We start from the raw sequence: 19045 nt of genomic DNA, 5'->3' as shown, positions 1-19045 counted from the left end.
TTCACCCCCCCCTGTGACCCGAAGGCACTTTGTGTCTCAACCGTATAGTACCGACCATCCAAATGTCGCGCAGTCCCTCGCTTCCGGAACGACCACGGTTGGAACTTGATCCCGATATGACGCCCGACGAGCGTCTGGAGGCACTCCGGGAACATTTCAAAGAAATAGTACAGGTCAACGAACAGCTGACTGAACAGCTTGACGCCGCCCGTGACCGGCAGCACGACCTCACGGACGAGGTCGACCAGCTGGAACGTGAAAACGAGACGCTCAAGACCTCCTCGCTGTACATCGCGACAGCCGAGGAGCTGACCGACGACGGCGTCGTCGTCAAACAGCACGGCAACAATCAGGAAGTGCTGACGGAAGTCTCGCCGTCTATCCGCGACGGGCTGGAGGCCGGCGACCGCGTCGCCATCAACGACTCCTTCGGCGTCAAGCAGATTCTCGACCCCGAGACCGACGCCCGTGCGCAGGCGATGCAGGTCGATGGCTCCCCCGACGTGAGCTACTCGGACATCGGCGGCCTCGAAGAGCAGATCCGCGAGGTCCGGGAAGCCGTCGAGGAGCCGCTGGTCAACGCCGACCAGTTCCGCGAGGTCGGCATCGAGCCGCCGAGTGGCGTCCTGCTGCACGGCCCGCCCGGCACCGGGAAGACGATGCTGGCGAAGGCTGTCGCCAACGAGACCGACGCGACGTTCATCAAGATGGCCGGCTCCGAACTGGTCCGGAAGTTCATCGGCGAGGGAGCGCGACTGGTCCGGGACCTGTTCGAACTCGCCGCCGAGCGCGAACCGGCTATCATCTTCATCGACGAGATAGACGCTATCGCGGCCAAGCGAACGGAGTCGAAGACCTCCGGCGACGCCGAGGTCCAGCGGACGATGATGCAACTGCTTTCGGAGATGGACGGCTTCGACGACCGCGGCGAAATCCGCATCATCGCGGCGACGAACCGCTTTGACATGCTCGACCGCGCCATCCTCCGCCCCGGCCGCTTCGACCGCCTCATCGAGGTCCCCAACCCCGACCGCGAGGGCCGCGAGCGCATCCTCGAAATCCACACCGAGGAGATGAACCTCGACGACGACGTGGACCTGGGCGCGTTTGCCACCGAGACCGACGGGCTCTCCGGCGCGGAACTGGCCTCGCTGGCGACCGAGGCCGGGATGTTCGCTATCCGCGACGGCCGGACCACCGTCCAGCAGTCCGACCTCCACGACGCCCTAGAGAAAATCGAAGCCGACGACGACGCAAGCAGCGTGCCGGTCGCGTTCGCCTAACCACCTTTTTCAGCGTCGGGTCGCCTTTGGCGACCACTCCTTGAAAAACGTGGGCGAAAAAGGCCGGTCGCTCGCTCCGCTCGCAGCCGGGGAAACCGGGGCCGTTGGCCGCGGTATGCCAACCGGGCGATGCTATCTCTCTTACTCTGTAGCAGTTTCGCCCTCTCGCTGGACCTGCTTGCGCTGCTCTTGCTCCCACTCCACCAGCCCTTGCTCCCACGCGATTTAAGCCACCCCGCCCGGTATCGGTGTCCGTGACAGAGCGCGCACGGACGCGACGGGCGTTTCTGGGGACGCTCGCGGCGACGACGGCCGGGTCGATTGCGGGGTGCCAGTCACAGTTCAATCCGCTCGCGTCGACGGCCCTGGACGAACGCGCCGCCACGCAGTTCCGGCAGGGACTCCTGAACCAGGGGTATCAGGACGCGTCGATTCCGGACGCTGTCGAGCGGGCCTGGGAACTGCCGGCCAATCGCGGGGACCACACCGCGGCAAAGGGAAGTCCCGCGCCGGCACCGACCGGCGACCTGATTCTGGCAGACGACACCGGCCGCGTGCGGGCCATTGCACCGGACGGTGAAGTCCAGTGGTCGACGACGATTACGCAGGCAACGCGCGGGAGCCACGGCACGCCCGCCATCGCCAACGACACCGTCTACATCGGGGCCTACGACGGCGCGCTGTCGGCGCTGGACCTCGAAACCGGAAAGCGGCGCTGGCGGACGGAACTGGGCGACGCTATCGGTGCGAGTCCGACCTACTACAACGGATCGCTGTACGTCGCCGTCGAACACGCCGCCCCGAGCGGCAGCGTTGTCGCTGTCAACGCCGCGACCGGTGATGTGCAGTGGCGAGACAGTCGGCCGACCGACCACCCCCACTCGACGGTAGCGCTGGACCGCGAACACGGCCGCCTGTTGTTTGGATCGAACGACGGCTATTGTTACGCCTGGTCGTTTCCGGCCCTCGAACGGGTCTGGCGGTACAACACTGGCGGCGATGTGAAAGCCCCTATCGCGGTCGCTGACGGGACCGCTATCGTACCATCGTGGGCCGAGACCGTCACCGCCATCGACGTGACCGACGGCTCGGAACTGTGGACCTTCGAGGCCGACGCCGACGTGATGTGTGCGCCGGCGGTCGACGACGGCACCGTCTACGTCGGCAGTCACGACGATCGGGTGTACGCAATCGACCTCGACAGCGGCGAGGAGCAGTGGCGCTACGACACCGGCGGCTGGATTATCGGGAGCACCGTCGCCACCCGGAACCACGTGCTCGTCGGGTCCTACGACGGCCGACTGTACGCACTGGAGCAGGACTCGGGTGCAGTGGCCTGGACCACGGACAACCGCGGCCACGTGACGAGTGCGCCGCTGGTGACCGCTGATGGCATCTACTACGCGGAGCGTGCCGTCGAGGGCGACCCGGACCGGCCGGGGATGTGTTACCGCCTCGTCCCGACGTAGCGAAGCGAAACCCCTTACCCCGCGGACCGTCGACAGTCGGCTATGAGCACCATCCGGGTCGTGTGGGGGACTGCGACCGGCCCGACCGCGCTGGCCGCGTACGACGCGGCACTCGCAGATGCGGGCGTCCACAACTACAACCTCGTCTCGCTGTCCTCTGTCATCCCGTCCGAACCGACCATCGAAGTGACGGGGACGGCACCGGACCTGGGGCCGCCCGGCGAGGCGCTAGAGGTCGTCCAGTCCTCGGCGACCGCGTCGCCGGGCGAGCGCGGGGCGGCGGGCGTCGGCTGGGCCCGGAGCGAGGACGGCCCGGGCATCTTCTACGAGGTCGACGGGGCCAGCGAGGACGCGGTCCGGACGGAAATCCGCGAGGGGCTGGCCGCCGGTCGGGACCTCCGTGACTGGGAGTTCGTCGAGGAAAACGTGTACGTCGAGTCGGCGTCCGACGACGCCGAGTACGCCAGTGCCGTCGTGCTCGCCACCTACGGCGAGAGCCACCCGGTCGTGTGAGCCGCCCGCGACCGGACCCGGACAGCCCTGTGCCGGACCCTGGGTTTTTAGTCTTCCCCCGCATAGAGACAGAGAACGTTCATGTACGGCAATACGTCGTTTGGTGGGGAAACGGAAGAAGTAACGCTGACCGCGGAACAGCGCGAGGAACTCCGACAGGACCTCTCGAGCGTCGCCGCCCGGACCCGCGAACTCCTGCCCGGCGAGTTCGTCGTCGGTTCGGAAATCAGCAACAGCACGACGGGGCCGCGGGCCACAATTGCGGTCCAGCCCCCGGTCGGATCGGTCGTCAGCGCCGACTACACGCCCGAGGACCCAGAGAGCGCGAGCATCTCCGACGCCGAGCGCGACGACCTGGCCCAGGGTATCGCCGCCTCCGCCGCACTGCAGGTAAAGCAAGTGATGGGCGACGACACGTCGCCGACGGCACAGTAGCGCCGCTTCAGTTCTCTTCGACGCGCCGCGAGCAGACCGTCAGGCGCGACCGCCGCTGGCGACTGGCGGATTGTAAAACAGCGCATAGCCGATGGAGCCGGTCGCCGGGAGACTGCCGGCACTCAGCGCCGTCACGAAGCTGATCGAGGTGACGACTGCGCCGAGCGACGCCAGCAGCATCGAGAGGGCGATGCTGGCAAGCACGAGGTCGGGCATCGACGGGGACCCAGGCATTCGTGTCTGTACAGAGACACGCCTCCTAATTAAATATTATTACTCGCGCAAAAGCGCACTGAGTATCGTCTACTTGCCCCAGAAGGGGTCGCGGTTCCGGTGTTTCTCCAGATACATCGACAGCGCCTCGCGCTCGTCGACAGAGATGTCTTCCTTGAGTTCCTGTTCGAGAATCTTCGCGTGCTTCTCCGGGATTTCGACCCAGAGGTCGTCGCCTTCCTCTATCTGGCGGCCGACGGTCGGCCCCTGAATCGAGACGGCCATGCGCTCGCCGGCGCGGGCCGAGTCGACGTCTTCGCCCTCGTCTTGAATCGTCTTGAGGGTCCCGACGCGGTTCGGCTCGCCGTCGTCCCACCTGACGACGTTGACGTTCCGGCGGAGTTCACCCGAGAGGATCTCGACGCCGACGACAGCGGGGTCGGACTGGCGGAAGGTGTGGTCCTGCAGAATCCGGAACTTCGCGGGACGGGTGATGTTCTCCAGAATCTGCTCTTGCTGGGCCTCCTCGATGGCAGTAACGTGATCGTCGTAGGACTCGACGAGCTGGTAGATGACGTCGTCCTCGAACAGTTCCACGTCCTCCTGTTCGGCGAGGTCCCGCGCGTCGTCAAGCACCTCGACGCTGAACGCCAGAATCGCCTGGTTCGTCGATTCACCTGCCGTCTCGGCGACTCGCACGTCCCGCGGTGCGACCGCGCCGACCTCGGCCCGCATGACCGGGATTTCCTCCTCTTCGAGCGTACTGGAGAGGGCCTCCAGCGAGCCCAGCGTGTCGGCCTTGATAACGACGCCCTCCTCCTGTGTTGTCACCTCAATCTCGGCGAGTTCCTGCTCCACCTCGGCGATGACCTCGCTGCGGTCGCGGTCGCGGATGACGCGGATCGGCGCGCCGGCCATCGCGTCGTCGAGGTCCGGTGCGGCGATCTTGACGCCGTCGGCGGCCGCGACCTGCTCGACCTGTTTGAACTCCTGTTCGGTCCGGATTTCTTCGAGCGGTCGCGGACGGAGCAGGGCGCGTACGTCGGTGACGATTGGCCCCTGCAGTCCGCCGACGACGATGGTGTCGTCGTTGCGGATGGTCCCGTCGTAGATGATGGCGTCGAGCGTCGTTCCAAAGCCCTGGGTGTCTTTCACTTCGAGGACAGTCCCGACACCGGGGCCGGTGGTGTCGATTTCCATCTCCTCTTTCATGTACCGCTGGGACAGCCCCATCATCACCGTCAGCAGGTCGGGGATGCCCTCGCTGGTTTCAGCCGACACCGGCACGACGCCGATGTTGGCCTGAAAGTTCTGGACGCGCCAGTACATGTCTGCGGAGAAGCCGTTGTCCGAGAGTTCGCCGATGATCTCGTACAGTTTCTCGTTTAAGTCGGACTGGACGCGGTCGGACTGGGCGTCCATCGTCTGCTGGACCGGCTTGCCCTCGTTGGGGTTCCAGCCGGGGACGGTGTCGATCTTGTTCGCGGCGACGATGAACGGCGTCTGGGTTCGCTTGAGGATATCGATGGCCTCCAGCGTCTGTGGCTGGAAGCCGTCGTTGACGTCCACGACGAGGATGGCGATGTCGGCGAGTGCGCCACCACGGGAGCGAAGCGTCGAGAAGGAGTGGTGGCCCGGCGTGTCGATGAACAGCAGGCCGGGCAGGTCGAAGTCCGTCGGGTCGACCAGATCGCCGGCGATTTCGGAAATCACGTTCAGCGGGACGGCGGTCGCGCCGATGTGCTGTGTGATCGCGCCCGATTCGCCGGCGGTGACGGCCGACCCCCGGATTTTGTCGAGCAGGCTCGTTTTCCCGTGGTCGACGTGGCCCAGAACGGCGACGATGGGCGTCCGCAGGGTGTCGTCGGTGGCTGTGGTGGGGTCCGTGTCAGACATAGATGGCTCCAGAAGTTGTCAGAACCGAGTCGTCGGTGGCAGTTAAGTTCGTCGTCATCAAACGCGCGCGACCGAACGTCGGGCTAAGCGGGCGTCACTCGGTTATAGTGAACGACCCCGTCATGCCGATGCTCTGGTGTGGGACACAGTGGTACTCGTACTCGCCGGGAACCGCGAAGGTGTAGGCGTACTCGTAGCCCGAACTGTACGTCTTTCCGTCGTCTCCGGGCGTCCCGGACCAGTCGCTCTCTTCCGGCGTCGCGGTCGGTTTGACGTTGTGGCCGCTGCCCTCCCACACCCACAGCACGGTGCTTCCGACTGGGACCTCGAAGGACACGGGCTCGAAGACAAAATCGCCCGGCGCGACGGCGACTTCTTGATCGGCGTCTATCGGCGTTTCCGTCGGTGTGGCTGTCGGTGTCTCGGTCTGTGTTTCGGTTGGAGTGGCGGTCTCCGTTGGTGTCGTAACCGAATCGGCCGATGTCGTCGCAGTACGGGTCGGTACTTGCGTAGCGGTGGCTGTCTCTGTTGGGGACGGCTCACCGCTGTCGCCACCACTGCAGCCCGCGATAGTCCCGGTGACGACGGCTGTGACCGCGCCGAGAAACTGACGCCTGCTCTGGTCCATGCGTACTTGTGTGGGTGCCTGTCGCTTAGGGCTGCTGCCTGCTGTGACTGTTGTGACCTCCGTTTCCGCCGGTGTTTCTCAGTGACTCCGTCAGCCGCCGACGCGTCAGCCCTCGGCAACCGTTCCGGTACCCTGCTCTCCCCTCGGACATCCCCGTGGCGTTTATGTAACCTCGTTCGGAACATGGGGATATGGCCGCGATACTTGCGGAAAACCTGTCGGGCAAAGACGTGATGGGGACTGACGGCGCGGAAATCGGCAGTCTCTACAACATCACGATGGACTTCTCCTCGGGCGCGCTACACAACCTCGTCATCGACCCCGCGGAGTCGCTCCGCAACACGAATTTCGAGTACAGTGACCAGGGCCGCCTGCTTGTCCCGGTTGAGCGGGTCAAGGCGGTGAAAGACCACATGATTGTCAAACGGTAGATGTACGTTCTCGATTCCTCGGCATTTATCAACGAGTACCACACCGACGAGCAGATAGCGACGATTCCGCTCGTCAGAGAGGAACTGGAAGACGAGGCTGCCTATCGCTTCGACGCCCTCGAAGGCTCGGGGATGCACCTTCACATTCCCGAGGACAACACCGTCGAGCGCATCGAGCGCGCCGCCGGTGAAACCGGTGATCTGGCGGAGCTCTCGGAGACCGATATCCGACTGATTGCGGCCGCGTTCGAACTCGACAGCCGACTCGTCACCGACGATTACGCGATGCAAAACGTCGCGGAGAAACTCGACGTGGCAGTCGAAGTCATCGCCCGTGAAGGGATCTCCGAACAGCGGGAATGGCTGTTCCAGTGTGCCGGCTGCGGCCGTGAGTTCGACGAGAATCGCGACCGCTGTCCCATCTGCGGTAGCTCGCTATCGCGGAAGAACCCGGCTTAGACGGTCTGTTCGTCTCGGGCTTCGAGTCCGAGCGCAACCAACTGTGAAAGGACTTCCTCCTCTGTGATGCTGTAGCGTCGCGCAAGCGTTTCGATAATCCGCGCTTGGTCGTCATCACAGACGACGGTGAACCGCCGAGCCATGCCATCGCCTACAACGGTATGTCGCATAAACACCCGTCAGACAGCAGTCAGACGGCTCAGATTGCCGGATTTCCTGTAATCTCGATGTACAATGTGAGGAACTGGATAGCGTTGAACGCCCCGTGAATAAAGACGGGCACGAGCAGGTTCTCGGTCTTGAGGTAGCTCAGGCCCAGCAGTGTCGACAGGACGAACACCAACAGCAACGAGAGGACGGTCTGTGTCGGCGTCCCAGTACTGTACTGTCCGAAGTGAACGACGCCGAACACAGCACTGGTGAGTATAATCGCCTGTAGGTCGCCGAAATCGTCGTAGAGGTACTTCTGGATGAGGTTTCGGTAAATAAACTCCTCACTTGGCGCGATGGTGAGAAACGCCAGCGGGACCATCACGAGCAGGAACGACGGGTCTTCGCGGGCCAGCTCTTCGACGCTGCTCCGAGCGGCTTCCAGCCCGAGCGCCTGAATGAGGTAACTGAAGCCAAACAGCGCGAGCATAAGGACGACGACGCCGCCGACGCTGTAGCCGATGTCGTGGAGGCCGGGGCGACGGAGGTCAAGGTCGGCCCAGGTTCGGTCCAGCCGGCTGGCAACGGCCGCCCCGAAACCAACGAAGCCGACGCCGATGCCGATAGTGAGCGTGATGTACGTGGGTCCGGTGACCGTCCCGCCTTCTAGTGCTGCGGCGCTGACTAACCCTCCCGCCGCGGCCCCGAGAACGACGAACTGGGCGAACACTGTGCCCACGAGGAAGCCGGCCAGTCCGATTCCCGTTGCGACCGAGAGCGCTCTGGCGACCGTGTACAGCCGGTCGTTCGGCACGCCGGTCGACAGCGCCCAGCCCAGTGCGACTGTGAGGCTGCCGGCCAGCACCGAAAAATAGACCGCGAGTCCGACAGTCGCCTCGACGCCAGTACGGAATTCTGGCCCGAAGAACGCGATGAGCGTCGCGAGGGTTGCGACGATGCTTGCGCCTGTCGCGCCCAGACCGGCCTGTCTGCGGCCGAGTGCGCCGTGGCGGACAAGTGAGAAGACGAGGGCGGCGACGACGAAGCCGGCGGCGGCGACCTGTCGGGCGGTAACTGGGCCGATAGCCGTCGCTGGTGTCATCCAGCCGACCACGCCGGTTTCTGTGGCGACGAGTACGACGAGACCGAGGCCAGCAGCGAGCACACCCCAGTTCGCGGCAGTGTCGTCCATTACCGGCAGTCCGTTGCGCCGGCCTAAAGGGACTCCGTTTCGCCGATCCGCAGGCGTTCGCGCTCGTCGATGACCGCCGTCTCGTCCGTCGTCTCGCCGCGGATGAGCGCCCGCGTGGCGTTTTTGCCCCACTCGACGGCCGGCTGGGTGAACGTCTCCACGTCCGCGAGTTCGCCGACGAGGACGCAGGCCGCCTCCATCGCGTACAGCAGCTCCCCGACGCTCTCGGCGTCGAGGCGGTCGATCTCTACTTCCAGCGCCGGCCGGTCAGCCGCCGGCAGACTCGCCACCGTCGCCTCGTACTCGGCGTCGATGAGGCCGCCGAGGTCGGTTCCAGCGAGATACGACAGGTCCTCGTGGTCCGGGTCGGGAATCGCCACGTCGGCGCGCTCGCGCGGTCGGACGAACGTGACGACCTTGTCGCGGTGGCCGGCGCGGTACAGCTGGAGCTGGGAGTGCTGGTCGGTCGCGCCAAGCGCCCGTGCCGGCGTCTGGCCCCGCTCGTCCTTGCCGAGACTCTCAGCCCAGAGCTGTGCGAACCACTCGCCGAAGGACTCCAGCCGTTCGGCGTAGGGCATAATAGCGTTGACTATCGCACCTTCTTCTTCGAGTGCGTAAGCCATCGCGCCGTAGGCGTATGCCGGCGAGTCATACAACGACGGCGCGAGATCGTCAGCCGCCTTTTGACCGCCGGAAAGCAGCCCCTCGATGTCGATACCGAGGATGGCTGGCGGGACGAGCCCGACCGCCGAGAGCGCGCTGAAGCGGCCCGGAACGCCCTTGGGAACCGGCAGCGTCGGCAGGTCGTGTTGCTCGGCCAGCGACCGTAGCGGGCCGGACTCACCCGTCGTGACGACGATTCGGTCGGTCCAGTCGACACCGTGGTCCTCGTAGGCCTCGCGGACAACGAGGAAGTTCGCCAGCGTCTCCGCCGTCGTCCCCGACCGTGAAACGACGTTGATCGCGGTGTCGGCAAGCGAAAGTCCGTCAAGCGTCCGCCGAACGTGCTCCGGGTCGACGTTGTCCAGCACGACGTGGCTGTCCGGGTCCTCGGCTAGCGCCTCCGTGATTGTTTTCGCCCCTAGCGCTGAGCCACCGATGCCGACAGTGATGACAGAGTCGGCGTCGGCGACCGGTGCGACGGCATCGCGGATGGCCTCGGCGTCGGTCGCTTCGGGGAGGTTCAGCGACGCGTAGCCGAACTCGTCGTCGGTTCGCCCCTGCTCGATTCGCTCGTGGGCCGCGGCCACCCGCTCGTCCAGCTCCTCTAGCGTCGCTCGCTCGACGCCCGGGTCGGCGGCACTGGCAAGCGCGGCTCCGATATCGACATGCATACTGTGGATGTCGACGGGCGGGTACAAACAACTCCCGGACAGTATGGCAGGCAGCTGACGCGGGTCCACAGTCACCGCCTGTCGGACAACACCGCGCTTAACCACGCGCTCGCCTAACAAACAGATATGACAGATGCGACGGCAGAGCAGTCCGTCACAGCCGACGACGACCGGCCCGAACCGTACAACGGGCTCCCCGGGGCGTTCCCGTACGCGTTCCGTGCCAGCGACTCGCTGCTGTTCAAAGCGTACGTTCCGGTCGCACTGTTACTGTCCGTGGCGATTACGCTCGTGTTCTCCTTTGGACTGATAACGCAACTCGCCGAAACCGGGAGCGTCCGCGGCGGGACGTTCACTTTCTCCCGGAGCTTTTTCCTGTTCGTTGGACTGTTGCTCGTCGCGCCGCTGCTGGCTCCGGTGCTCTCTGTCGCGCGCCGCCACCGACGAACGGAGTCATCGGTCGCCTACGACCGCGCACTCGCCGTTTCGGCGTTCCTGTTCATCGGGTCGATATACCTCGCGCTGTTGACCTCGGCTCCGGCGGCGCTTCGCGAGCCGACACAGAGCGCTGTCGTCGGCTTCTTCTACTCGCTGCCGCCGACTGCCGGCGTCGTCCCGCCGCTGCTTGCGACGCTGGTACTCTATCTGACTCATCGGCTGTTGAAGTAGTGCTGTAGGCCTACAGTCGCCCGCTCCTCCCGAGATGACACGACAGTCCGTCCCCGGGTCGAAACGGGCAAGAACGCCCGTCACGAATCTGAATCTATGACAGCAATCGAAGGGACATTTCTTGTCACAAACGCTGACGACGCGTCGGCGACGCTTCGGAACGTCGCAGACTCGCAAGTACTGACACTGTCGGACAATCCCGGCGTTGAGACCGGCGAGGTAGTAGAGGGGACAGTCGAACCGGAGCCGCCGATGGAAGTCACGTACACCCTTACCGAAGTCGAAGAGCGGCGAACAATTCCTGTGGAGACGGTCGACCTCGCGCCCACGGCGCAGACGACCGAAATCGCGGCCGAACAGGCCCCCGGCGAGCTAACCACGGTCGAGCGCGCCGGAGAGGGTGAGGTACACGTTCTGACGGTCCCGGACGACGAGACAGCCGAGGCTGCGGCAGATGTCGTCGAGGACGAAGCCACCCTCTCACGAGCGGCCAGACTCGGCGTCGACCGCGTCGAAATCCGAACGACTGACGGCGTTGTCAGCGTGCGCTACCTCCCGGACTGACGCGTTCTCTCACCCGCTCGCACTCCTTATTCGGTCGGTCCGGCAGCGCTCTGGACTTGCCAGCCGCCGGCAACACCACACGCCTCGCGCTCGGTGTACACGAACTCGGTGTCTTCGGTCACCGCTGTGCCGCCGTCGACGGATTCGACCCGAAGCGGGAAGTCTAGCGTGTCGCCACAGCAGCCGACGCCGACGAACTCCGTCCACACGTCGCCCGGTTCGGCGCTGTCGTGTGTCTTCCGAAGGTACGCACGGAACGGCGACCCGTCGATCTTGTCGCGACCCCACCCGCTGAGGTCTGCTGGATACGAGAGTTTGACCCTGATGGCGCGCTCTGACATACCGGATATACGTGACAGACTGTCATAGATGTACGGCCATGTCGGATGTCAGCGGCAGTGATTGAGAAGGCTTATTCGCGCCCGTCTCACATCGTTCGGTCATGTTCGAGTTCGAGGTCCCGGAAGTCGATTACACCCAGTACTCGAACCGCCAACTGGTGGCGGTTCCGCTGGTGGTGCTCGGTCTGGCACTTGCGGTGCTCGGTGGCTGGTATCTGGTCACCGGTGCGCCGGTCTCTCCGAGCATCGACTTCACGGGCGGTTCGGAACTCACCGTCGAGTCGTCTCTCTCACAGGCGGAACTCAGGGACAATACGTTCGACGAGCCCGTGGTTTCTGTCCAACAGGTTGAGGGTGAGAACCGCTACATTATCACGTTCGATTCGTCGAATCTGGAGCCTATCGAGGAAACCGCGCGGTCGAGCGACCAGATGGAGTTCCTCGGTAGCGGAACAACCTCGCCGATATTCGGTCAGGAGAACCAGCGGCTCGCGGTCGTCGGCATCGGTGTCGCTTTCCTCGGAATGAGTCTGCTCGTTTTTGCGATGTTCCGGTCGATCGTGCCGAGCATTGCGGTTGTCCTGTCGGCGTTTTCCGACCTTGTCATCCCGCTCGCGGTGATGAACCTGCTGGGAATCAAGCTTTCTCTGGGAACTGTCGCCGCGCTACTGATGCTCATCGGTTACAGCGTCGACTCAGATATCCTGTTGAACAACCACGTCCTCCGGCGGTCCGGCGGGTTCTACGAGTCGACATACCGCGCGATGCGGACCGGTGTGACGATGACACTGACGTCGATGGCGGCGATGGCGGTGATGGCGATTTCGGCGACGCTATTCGGTATCGAACTGATGGCCTCTATCGGGTTCGTTCTCGTCGTGGGACTGGCTGCTGACCTGATGAACACCTACATGCTCAACGTCACGTTGCTTCGCTGGTACAAGTACGAGGGGGTCAAACGATGAGCACACTCAAGGAAAACTGGCGCGTCGTTGCGCTGGTCACGCTGTTGCTACTCAGCGCCATTGCGCTGTTCGTCCCCGGCGTTCCGCCAGGGACCTCGGATACTGAAGGGGCCGGGGCCGCCGACCAATCGACGAACCTCCAGTACGGCATCCAGTTGAGTGGCGGCACACGCATCCAGGCACCAATCGTCGGTACCACTGCGGAAGGTGTTGACGTTGCGCCCGCGGACGAAGCTGATCTTGCCCAATCTATGTCGGACCGGTTGGGTCTTGATCCAATAGACGTGCGCGTCTCGAATCGGACCGAAACCGTCGAGGTGTTCTCGAACGATGTCACCACCTCGGAGGTCGAGTCTGCACTCGAAGCAGAAGGGTACCAACCGGACGAGGTGCGGCCCGGCGTGACACGAGAGACCCGGGAAAATATGGTATCGGTCATCGACGACAAACTACGCGAATCAGCGTTAACAGGAGGCTCCGTGCAGCAAGTCAGTTCGCCGGGCGGTCGGAGCTTCATTAGCGTCACCGCCCCGGACAGGGGGCGCGAGGAACTCATCGGTCTGCTGGAGGAACGTGGCGTCGTCCGCGTGTACGCCGTCCACGACAACACCGAGAACGGCTCCTACGTCCGCGAGCAGGTCCTCTCACAGGGTGACTTCGCCGGTATCGGGTCGGCACAGCGAACCGAGACGCAGGGAACGCACGTTCCCGTAACGGTCAAACAGAGCGTGGCCGAGCGCTACGCGAACGACATGGTCGAGGCCGGCTTCGGTAGCGGGTCGACCTGCCGTCGCTCGGATTACGACCACGATAACCTCCAGAACTCGCAGGCAGACTGTCTGGTGACGACGCTGAACGGCGAACCGGTGTTCGTCGGCGGCGTCGACCCGGGACTTGGCCAGTCCTACCAGAACGGTGAGTTCGTCAACAACCCGCAGTTTATCATGCAGACCAGCAACATGTCCGAGGCGACCGAGCTGGAACTCGCGCTGAAGGCCGGCCGGCTGCCGGCTCCGCTCAACTTCGACAACGCCGAAAGCCAGACGCTCTCGTCTGCGCTCGCTCAGGAGTTCCAGCAGCGCTCCCTCCTGACGGGCATTCTCGCCGTCATCGCGGTGAGTCTGGTAGTGTATCTCCGGTACGGGCGTCCCGAGGTCGCCCTGCCGATGATCGTCACGGCGCTGTCGGAGGTGTTCATCCTCCTCGGGTTCGTCGCCTTCGTCCAGTATCCGCTGAACCTCTCGCATCTGGCCGGGTTCATCGCGGTCATCGGCACGGGGGTGGACGACCTCATTATCATCGCCGACGAGATACTTCAACAGGGGAAAGTCGAGACCGGACGCGTGTTCCAGAGTCGCTTCCGCAAGGCGTTCTGGGTCATCGGCGCGGCCGCAGCGACGACCATCGTCGCCATGAGTCCGCTGATGGTCCTCTCTCTGGGTGACCTCTCCGGGTTCGCCATCATCACAATCGTCGGCGTGCTGGTCGGGGTTCTGGTGACACGGCCGGCCTACGGTGATATCCTCCGGAGTCTCGTGCTGGACGAGGACTGACCGCCCGCGGCCCGTTTTTATGCCCCGTCTCCAGTAGTCCGGTGCCGACTATTTTCATGTGGGAGAATATCAAATTCTTTTAGATTGACTTATTATTCAGCAGGTTTAATGGATATATCCCGCCAGATGCGGGGAGCAATCGGACGACGGGTCTCAGACTGTCCACACAGGACGGAACGGGACGCGTTGGGGGCAACAACCGAGCGGTCCGTCAAACGACTCCGAGGTGAACGCTCCGAAGGAGAACCGAAACAGCCCACCGCCGGCCCGGCCGGCCGGACCGGTGCGAAGGCCAACTACCGGATGTCACGTAAGTGGCGTTCGGGAATCCAGCACATCGACAAAACCCGGTGCGAGCCCGGGTAAAGCCCGAGAGGGCGAGGCCGGTGCAAGTCCGGCTACAGTCGGACACGTGCTGGAAGGGCCGTACGGGCTGTGGAAAACAGCTCCCGTCCGACTCCAAGCCGCGTCTGCGGGGATTTTCGGTATTCAGAACTCGCCCAGCGACGCCTGTTCCGCCGCGGCCAGCACGTCGTCACACGTCGACCACGACCGACGAGCACACGCCGGTAGCTCGCCGTGGCGCTCGACGTAGTCCGCCAGGAACGCTCGCGTCGTCGGGTCGCTGGGGTAGCCCGACCCCACGTCGCCGTACTCACCGGCCAGGTCCGCGACGTGTGTGTCACGGGCCACCTTCGCAATAATCGAGGCCGCGCCGACCACCGGGTCCGTCTCGTCGGCCCCGTGTTCTGCCCGCACGGTTACGTCGGCGCCGACCGCCTCCGCGACCCGGTGGCCGAACCGCACCGCGTCGGTGTCACCGGCGTCGACCATGCCCGACAGGTCGTCTCGGGCCACTTCTGAGAGTGCCGCTGCCTGCCCCTCAACAGTCAGCGTGTTCATGTCCGTCCCGTCGGCGTCGATGCGTTCGACCGGAATCTCGGCGACGCCGACAGCGTCTGCCAACTCGCGGATTTCCTCGGCTAACCGTTCGCGTCGCTCCGGTCTGATGTCTTTCGAGTCACCAACACCATCGGGTAGGACTGCTGGGTCGGCCCTGACAGCAGCGGCGAACATCGACCCCAGAACCGGCCCTTTGCCGGCCTCGTCGACGCCAAATTGCATGGCTGGCACGTCGATGCCGGTGTAAAAACAGGTTCCGGTCCTAGTTGTTGGGGCCGCGTCCCTTCCCGCCCGGGGGGTTCCGGAGGAACGGTTCGAAGGCGACGTTGCCGACGACGTCGCTCCGGTCGTCGTCGTCCGCGTCTTGGTTGAAATCGGCTTCTTCTGGCCCCTCGGGACTCCCCCAGTAGTTGTTCTTCGCGTCGACCTGTGGGTCGCTCGACGGGTCGCGATTCCCGTTGTCAGTCCCGTTCCGGTTGTTCAGCCCGACCGCGACCAGCAACTGGTTCGCCCGGACGGTCAGGCCACCGCCGTCGCCGTCGACTTTGATTGCTTCCGGGAGAATCGTCTCCGCGCTCGTGACGTCCTCGATGATGTTGTGGGCGAGAGTCGTCTCGCTCGTCGCGGGCGACGCGATGTTGATACCCTGTGCGAACGTGAAGCCGAAGTCCACGTCGTCGGACGGGTCGGAGTCGGTATCGTCCGCGGCTACGAGGTCCCGTATCTCGTTGTTGTTGATGTCGACGCCGTCGGTCTCGTGCTGGACGACGATGCCGAGCGGCGCGATGTCGCTCTCGATGTCCCGAATCGTGTTGTTGTTGACCGTCGTGTCGCTCACAGTGCCGGGGCCGCTGTTGTCGGCGTCGAAGAGTATCCCGTTGACTGTCGGGAACCCCGAGTCCTCGGTGGTCTCCTGGTCCAGGTTCTGAATCGTGTTGTTCACGATTTCGATACCCGCATGGTCGCCCTGGCCGACGACGACGCCGGTCACGCCGAGGCGACCGGTCGGACCGACGTCTTCGATTGTGTTGTTGCTGATAGCCGCGTCGTCACGTCCGCGCTCGACTTTCACGCCGAGCAATCCACCCGGATTCGTGACGGTGAACCCGTCGAGCGTGACGCTGTCTGCGTTGATGCTCACCGCCGCGCCAGTCCCGCCGTCGCCCTCGATTGTCGGACTCGCGCTCGTCTCAATTGTCACCCCGACGTCGACGGTAATCGGGTTATACACCGCCGAATCGATAACTGTGAGCGTCTCGCCGTCGCTCGCGTCGTCGATGGCTGTCTGTAGCGCGTTGCCGCCTCCGGAAACTGTCGTCGCCGCGCTCGCTGTGCCCACTGTGATTCCCAGCACGCCGGCCGCGACTGTCCCGTGGCGTAACACCGCTCGTCGTGAAAACGTGGTCTGCTCTCGTGTCATGTGTCTCCCCGCAGCACCGTTGATATATCTGGGATACGAATAAAACGCTTAGACGGTTCACAACCGTTTCGTCTATAGTGACCTCCTACTGCGACGCCGGTGGGCCGGCGCTGCCAGTAGCAGGCTGCTACTCCTTGAGGTACTCAGCTGTCGCGAACGGCTCGTCCTCGCCCTGCACGTCGATTACGTCGAGCGCCGTCACTACGGCGTCGGTGCCGAGCAGACCGGCCAGGCTCGGCTCCGTGCGGCCCTCGTCGCTGGAGACGAGTTCCTTCACGTACAGGCCGCCCTCGCCGTGGATGCGGAGTTCGGCGTGGCGCTCGTCGGTCAGTTCGCCCTCGGCGTCGTACACCGTCCGCGTCCGGGTGATGTCGGCCCGGCGGTGGGTGACCCGCTGGGGTGTCTCCTGCTCAATCGTGGTGCCGTCCAGTTCGGCAAGCGCGTCCCGCAGAGCGTCGGCGTCGACCGGCTCCCCGAACTCCACGTCCATCCGGTAGGTCTTCGAGGCGTCCAGTTCCTTGACGCGCTCGACCATCTCGTGGGTCGCCAGGTGGAGGTCCGTCACCTCGACTTTCCCGTCGGCGAAGGCGTTGATGTCGGCTTCGAGGTCGTCGGTGTCCACGTCGCGTTTTCGGGGCTCCATCACCTCGATGACGAACGGGCGGCCGGAGTCGAGCATCAGCGCGTCGACGTCTTCCCGACCGGCACCGTGGAACACGGCTTCCTCGCCATCCATCGCCTCGCGGACGACAGGGGCGGACAACTGTTCGACGCTCTCGTCGTAGCGATACCCGCTACCGCCACAGCCGTCGCAAGGCTCGCCCTGCCACAGCCCGGTCCCGTTGCAGTCGTTGCAGGGCCACTTCGTCTGTGGAATGTCGCGTTCGAGCTTGCGGTAGCGGCCGTAGACAAACGCCGAGTTGACGTGTGTCTCCACTTCGTCCGTTGCGAGGTCGAGTGTGAGCTGGACCGCTGGGCGGCCAAACTCCACCTCCGCGCCGGTCAGGTCACCGATTCGTTTGCCGACCTCGCGGTTGAGTTCGGTCTTCAGCGCTTCGCCGGCGTCGGGGTCGAGGCCCACGTCCTCTCGGAGCAGTTCGTCGTTCTCTTCGAGCAGCGGCGGCACCTTCGTCCCGACCTGATAGGTGTCGAACTCGTAGCCGCGGACGGCGCTTGCGGCCTGCTCGGCCCACCAGTCGAAGCGGTCGCACTCGCCTTCACAGACCCAGCAGTCCTCGCCTTCCTCGAAGGGGTCGTCGTCCGCGAGCGCGACCGTCACCCGCAGGGCGTGGCCTCGCTCGGCGTTAGCCAGCCCGAAGCTCCGGTCGGCGAAGAGCCGGCCGAGACAGGAATCACATAGCGGCCCGGTCGCAAGCGCCGCACGGGCGTCCTCAAGTATGCTCATTGCCTGAGCCGACGCGTCGCCATCGTAACTGCGTTTCGACCTCTCCGTCGCTGGGTCAGTGGGCGCTGTGACTGTGCTTGCACTCACTCGCCGGTCATGCCGCCGTCGTCTGTGGCTTTGCTCTTCGACTGCGCCTGATCGAATAGCTCGCCCGGAATCTCTTCGGCTGAGATGGAGATAGACCGCTGGGGGAACGGGATTTCGACGCCCTCGGCCTGGAACCCCTTGTATATCGCGCTGTTGAGTTCGTGTGTCGCCCTGGCCGTCAGGGCCGGGTTGCCGACCCAGCACAGCAGTTCGAAGTTTAACGCGGAGTCCCCGAACTCCCGGAACCGGACTCGCGGGTTCGGTCGGTCCTGTACGAGGGCCTCGGCTTCGGCTAATTCTAGGAGGATTCCTTCGACCCGGTCGATGTCCGTCCCGTAGGCGACGCCGACGGGGACGCGAATCCGGCGCTTGCGCCGCGGCGTCGACTCGTTGACGATGGCGGCGTTGTTGAGCTTCGAGTTCGGGACAGTGACGAGGATGTCGTCGCGGGTGCGGATGACCGTCGAACGGACGGAGATATCCTCGACGCGGCCGCGTTCACCACTTTCGAGGACAACGAAGTCGCCGACTGCGTACGTTCCATCGAGATACAGCGACAGCGAGCCAAAGAAGTTCGCCAGCGTATCCCGGGCCGCCAGGCCGACGATGATACCCATAATCCCCGCCGAGGCCAATAGCGGTGTGACGTCGATGTCCCAGAGGACCAGCAAGAGCAGGATGCCCCCGCCGGAGACGACCGCGCTCCAGATGTTCTGGAGGATGGGGACCATCTGGCGGTCGATATACGCCGAGTCCGTCGCGATGGCGGACGCCTGGCGGCCGATGCGCAGCAGCGTCACCATCCAGACGATGACGACCAGCGAGAGTGTGCCGGCTCCCAGTGAGACAGCGACGGCCGGGCGTACGTCGTAAATCTGTGCCCCGGCGTACGCGCCACCGAGACCGACCGTGACGTACATCGCAGTGTGAATTCCACGGAAGACGATGTCGTCGACATCGCCCTCGATGCGGGGCGTGACCTGTCTGAGCAGTCGGTCGCCGACCACGCGAATGCTCAGCGCGAGGACGACCCCGCCGCCGACGAGTAGCAGAAACCCCTGCCAGGCCGGCAGCCCCGACAGCAGGTCCACCGCACCGCTTCCCAGTTGCATACCTCCGATTGGACATCGGAGCT

At 64.4% G+C, this 19045-nt stretch carries 21 protein-coding genes; 10 read left to right on the top strand and 11 right to left on the bottom strand.

Going from position 1 to position 19045, the window contains the following annotated elements; all coding sequences use genetic code 11:
• Positions 1 to 62: 62 nt before the first annotated feature.
• From DVK00_RS11340 to DVK00_RS11325, 4 genes are all read left to right on the top strand, one after another.
• A complete protein-coding gene (locus DVK00_RS11340; protein WP_121577735.1) occupies positions 63 to 1283 on the top strand; it encodes a proteasome-activating nucleotidase in 1221 nt (406 codons plus the stop codon).
• A gap of 254 nt (positions 1284 to 1537) precedes the next feature.
• Positions 1538 to 2752, top strand: coding sequence for a PQQ-binding-like beta-propeller repeat protein (locus tag DVK00_RS11335; protein WP_121577734.1), 1215 nt, complete (start codon positions 1538 to 1540; stop codon positions 2750 to 2752).
• Positions 2753 to 2794: 42 nt separating this feature from the next.
• The gene (locus DVK00_RS11330; RefSeq protein ID WP_121577733.1) at positions 2795 to 3265 is read left to right on the top strand and encodes a pyruvoyl-dependent arginine decarboxylase; all 471 of its coding nucleotides are present in this window, start codon (positions 2795 to 2797) and stop codon (positions 3263 to 3265) included.
• 81 nt (positions 3266 to 3346) lie between these two features.
• Positions 3347 to 3700 carry a DUF5811 family protein gene (locus DVK00_RS11325; protein WP_121577732.1) on the top strand — a complete coding sequence of 118 codons (354 nt, stop codon included), beginning with the start codon at positions 3347 to 3349 and terminating at the stop codon, positions 3698 to 3700.
• 39 nt (positions 3701 to 3739) lie between these two features.
• Here DVK00_RS11325 and DVK00_RS11320 read toward each other — a convergent pair whose 3' ends face one another.
• The 3 genes from DVK00_RS11320 to DVK00_RS11310 form a co-directional block, all read right to left on the bottom strand.
• Positions 3740 to 3934: a hypothetical protein gene (locus tag DVK00_RS11320; RefSeq protein WP_053966438.1), complete on the bottom strand. Its 195-nt coding sequence runs from the start codon at positions 3932 to 3934 to the stop codon at positions 3740 to 3742.
• A 69-nt stretch (positions 3935 to 4003) separates the two neighbouring features.
• A complete protein-coding gene (gene infB, locus DVK00_RS11315) occupies positions 4004 to 5809 on the bottom strand; it encodes a translation initiation factor IF-2 (protein WP_121577731.1) in 1806 nt (601 codons plus the stop codon).
• A gap of 94 nt (positions 5810 to 5903) precedes the next feature.
• Positions 5904 to 6437, bottom strand: a complete 534-nt coding sequence (locus tag DVK00_RS11310) for a plastocyanin/azurin family copper-binding protein (RefSeq protein ID WP_101349177.1) — start codon at positions 6435 to 6437, stop codon at positions 5904 to 5906.
• Between the two features lie 191 nt (positions 6438 to 6628).
• Here DVK00_RS11310 and DVK00_RS11305 point away from each other — a divergent pair, with 191 nt between their 5' ends.
• Positions 6629 to 6868, top strand: coding sequence for a PRC-barrel domain-containing protein (locus DVK00_RS11305; RefSeq protein ID WP_004518435.1), 240 nt, complete (start codon positions 6629 to 6631; stop codon positions 6866 to 6868).
• Positions 6869 to 7327: an NOB1 family endonuclease gene (locus tag DVK00_RS11300; protein ID WP_053966435.1), complete on the top strand. Its 459-nt coding sequence runs from the start codon at positions 6869 to 6871 to the stop codon at positions 7325 to 7327.
• Here the strand turns inward: DVK00_RS11300 and DVK00_RS11295 are convergent.
• Genes DVK00_RS11295 through DVK00_RS11285 form a run of 3 tightly spaced genes read right to left on the bottom strand, consistent with a single transcriptional unit; the run spans position 7324 to position 10003 of the window.
• Positions 7324 to 7470 carry a CopG family transcriptional regulator gene (locus DVK00_RS11295; protein ID WP_101349178.1) on the bottom strand — a complete coding sequence of 49 codons (147 nt, stop codon included), beginning with the start codon at positions 7468 to 7470 and terminating at the stop codon, positions 7324 to 7326. The two genes, DVK00_RS11300 and DVK00_RS11295, sit on opposite strands and share 4 nt — an antisense overlap.
• A gap of 56 nt (positions 7471 to 7526) precedes the next feature.
• A complete protein-coding gene (locus tag DVK00_RS11290; protein ID WP_121536303.1) occupies positions 7527 to 8669 on the bottom strand; it encodes a CPBP family intramembrane glutamic endopeptidase in 1143 nt (380 codons plus the stop codon).
• 23 nt (positions 8670 to 8692) lie between these two features.
• Positions 8693 to 10003 (bottom strand): glucose-6-phosphate isomerase, encoded by a 1311-nt coding sequence (locus DVK00_RS11285; protein WP_121577730.1) that lies wholly within the window; start codon positions 10001 to 10003, stop codon positions 8693 to 8695.
• 126 nt (positions 10004 to 10129) lie between these two features.
• Here DVK00_RS11285 and DVK00_RS11280 point away from each other — a divergent pair, with 126 nt between their 5' ends.
• Together DVK00_RS11280 and DVK00_RS11275 are read left to right on the top strand one after the other, a co-directional pair.
• A complete protein-coding gene (locus DVK00_RS11280) occupies positions 10130 to 10672 on the top strand; it encodes a hypothetical protein (protein WP_121511269.1) in 543 nt (180 codons plus the stop codon).
• A 96-nt stretch (positions 10673 to 10768) separates the two neighbouring features.
• Positions 10769 to 11236 (top strand): DUF5812 family protein, encoded by a 468-nt coding sequence (locus DVK00_RS11275; protein ID WP_121536307.1) that lies wholly within the window; start codon positions 10769 to 10771, stop codon positions 11234 to 11236.
• Positions 11237 to 11262: 26 nt separating this feature from the next.
• Here DVK00_RS11275 and DVK00_RS11270 read toward each other — a convergent pair whose 3' ends face one another.
• The gene (locus tag DVK00_RS11270) at positions 11263 to 11577 is read right to left on the bottom strand and encodes a hypothetical protein (RefSeq protein ID WP_121511267.1); all 315 of its coding nucleotides are present in this window, start codon (positions 11575 to 11577) and stop codon (positions 11263 to 11265) included.
• A gap of 101 nt (positions 11578 to 11678) precedes the next feature.
• On the opposite strand from DVK00_RS11270, the gene secF reads away from it, so the two are divergent.
• Both secF and DVK00_RS11260 read left to right on the top strand, forming a co-directional pair.
• Positions 11679 to 12542 carry a protein translocase subunit SecF gene (gene secF, locus DVK00_RS11265; protein WP_101349184.1) on the top strand — a complete coding sequence of 288 codons (864 nt, stop codon included), beginning with the start codon at positions 11679 to 11681 and terminating at the stop codon, positions 12540 to 12542.
• Positions 12539 to 14095, top strand: a complete 1557-nt coding sequence (locus tag DVK00_RS11260) for a preprotein translocase subunit SecD (protein WP_121511266.1) — start codon at positions 12539 to 12541, stop codon at positions 14093 to 14095. Before secF ends, DVK00_RS11260 begins: the two co-directional genes overlap by 4 nt.
• Before the next feature lie 489 nt (positions 14096 to 14584).
• Here DVK00_RS11260 and rnhB read toward each other — a convergent pair whose 3' ends face one another.
• The 4 genes from rnhB to DVK00_RS11240 all read right to left on the bottom strand — a co-directional run bounded on the left by rnhB (position 14585) and on the right by DVK00_RS11240 (position 19022).
• Positions 14585 to 15220, bottom strand: a complete 636-nt coding sequence (rnhB, locus tag DVK00_RS11255) for a ribonuclease HII (protein ID WP_121577729.1) — start codon at positions 15218 to 15220, stop codon at positions 14585 to 14587.
• A gap of 40 nt (positions 15221 to 15260) precedes the next feature.
• Positions 15261 to 16418, bottom strand: coding sequence for a hypothetical protein (locus DVK00_RS11250; RefSeq protein WP_121577728.1), 1158 nt, complete (start codon positions 16416 to 16418; stop codon positions 15261 to 15263).
• A 127-nt stretch (positions 16419 to 16545) separates the two neighbouring features.
• A complete protein-coding gene (locus tag DVK00_RS11245) occupies positions 16546 to 17823 on the bottom strand; it encodes a tRNA pseudouridine(54/55) synthase Pus10 (protein WP_121511262.1) in 1278 nt (425 codons plus the stop codon).
• Between the two features lie 83 nt (positions 17824 to 17906).
• Entirely contained in the window at positions 17907 to 19022 is a 1116-nt protein-coding gene (locus tag DVK00_RS11240; RefSeq protein ID WP_101349189.1) for a mechanosensitive ion channel family protein, read from the bottom strand.
• Positions 19023 to 19045 lie beyond the last annotated feature (23 nt).

The organism is Haloarcula sp. Atlit-47R, assembly GCF_003665985.1.
GTDB classification, from domain to species: domain Archaea; phylum Halobacteriota; class Halobacteria; order Halobacteriales; family Haloarculaceae; genus Haloarcula; species Haloarcula taiwanensis.
The sequence above is the reverse complement of the archived record's forward strand: the minus strand, read 5'-3'. Positions and strand labels throughout refer to the sequence as shown.

Coding starts and splice junctions, on each gene's coding strand:
- DVK00_RS11305 (WP_004518435.1), top strand. CDS start 6,629: ATGGCCGCGATACTTGCGGAAAACCTGTCGGGCAAAGACGTGATGGGG.
- DVK00_RS11270 (WP_121511267.1), bottom strand. CDS start 11,577: ATGTCAGAGCGCGCCATCAGGGTCAAACTCTCGTATCCAGCAGACCTC.
- DVK00_RS11280 (WP_121511269.1), top strand. CDS start 10,130: ATGACAGATGCGACGGCAGAGCAGTCCGTCACAGCCGACGACGACCGG.
- DVK00_RS11340 (WP_121577735.1), top strand. CDS start 63: ATGTCGCGCAGTCCCTCGCTTCCGGAACGACCACGGTTGGAACTTGAT.
- DVK00_RS11310 (WP_101349177.1), bottom strand. CDS start 6,437: ATGGACCAGAGCAGGCGTCAGTTTCTCGGCGCGGTCACAGCCGTCGTC.
- DVK00_RS11290 (WP_121536303.1), bottom strand. CDS start 8,669: ATGGACGACACTGCCGCGAACTGGGGTGTGCTCGCTGCTGGCCTCGGT.
- DVK00_RS11245 (WP_121511262.1), bottom strand. CDS start 17,823: ATGAGCATACTTGAGGACGCCCGTGCGGCGCTTGCGACCGGGCCGCTA.
- DVK00_RS11275 (WP_121536307.1), top strand. CDS start 10,769: ATGACAGCAATCGAAGGGACATTTCTTGTCACAAACGCTGACGACGCG.
- infB (WP_121577731.1), bottom strand. CDS start 5,809: ATGTCTGACACGGACCCCACCACAGCCACCGACGACACCCTGCGGACG.
- DVK00_RS11325 (WP_121577732.1), top strand. CDS start 3,347: ATGTACGGCAATACGTCGTTTGGTGGGGAAACGGAAGAAGTAACGCTG.
- DVK00_RS11250 (WP_121577728.1), bottom strand. CDS start 16,418: ATGACACGAGAGCAGACCACGTTTTCACGACGAGCGGTGTTACGCCAC.
- DVK00_RS11285 (WP_121577730.1), bottom strand. CDS start 10,003: ATGCATGTCGATATCGGAGCCGCGCTTGCCAGTGCCGCCGACCCGGGC.
- secF (WP_101349184.1), top strand. CDS start 11,679: ATGTTCGAGTTCGAGGTCCCGGAAGTCGATTACACCCAGTACTCGAAC.
- DVK00_RS11260 (WP_121511266.1), top strand. CDS start 12,539: ATGAGCACACTCAAGGAAAACTGGCGCGTCGTTGCGCTGGTCACGCTG.
- DVK00_RS11320 (WP_053966438.1), bottom strand. CDS start 3,934: ATGCCTGGGTCCCCGTCGATGCCCGACCTCGTGCTTGCCAGCATCGCC.
- DVK00_RS11240 (WP_101349189.1), bottom strand. CDS start 19,022: ATGCAACTGGGAAGCGGTGCGGTGGACCTGCTGTCGGGGCTGCCGGCC.
- DVK00_RS11330 (WP_121577733.1), top strand. CDS start 2,795: ATGAGCACCATCCGGGTCGTGTGGGGGACTGCGACCGGCCCGACCGCG.
- rnhB (WP_121577729.1), bottom strand. CDS start 15,220: ATGCAATTTGGCGTCGACGAGGCCGGCAAAGGGCCGGTTCTGGGGTCG.
- DVK00_RS11295 (WP_101349178.1), bottom strand. CDS start 7,470: ATGGCTCGGCGGTTCACCGTCGTCTGTGATGACGACCAAGCGCGGATT.
- DVK00_RS11300 (WP_053966435.1), top strand. CDS start 6,869: ATGTACGTTCTCGATTCCTCGGCATTTATCAACGAGTACCACACCGAC.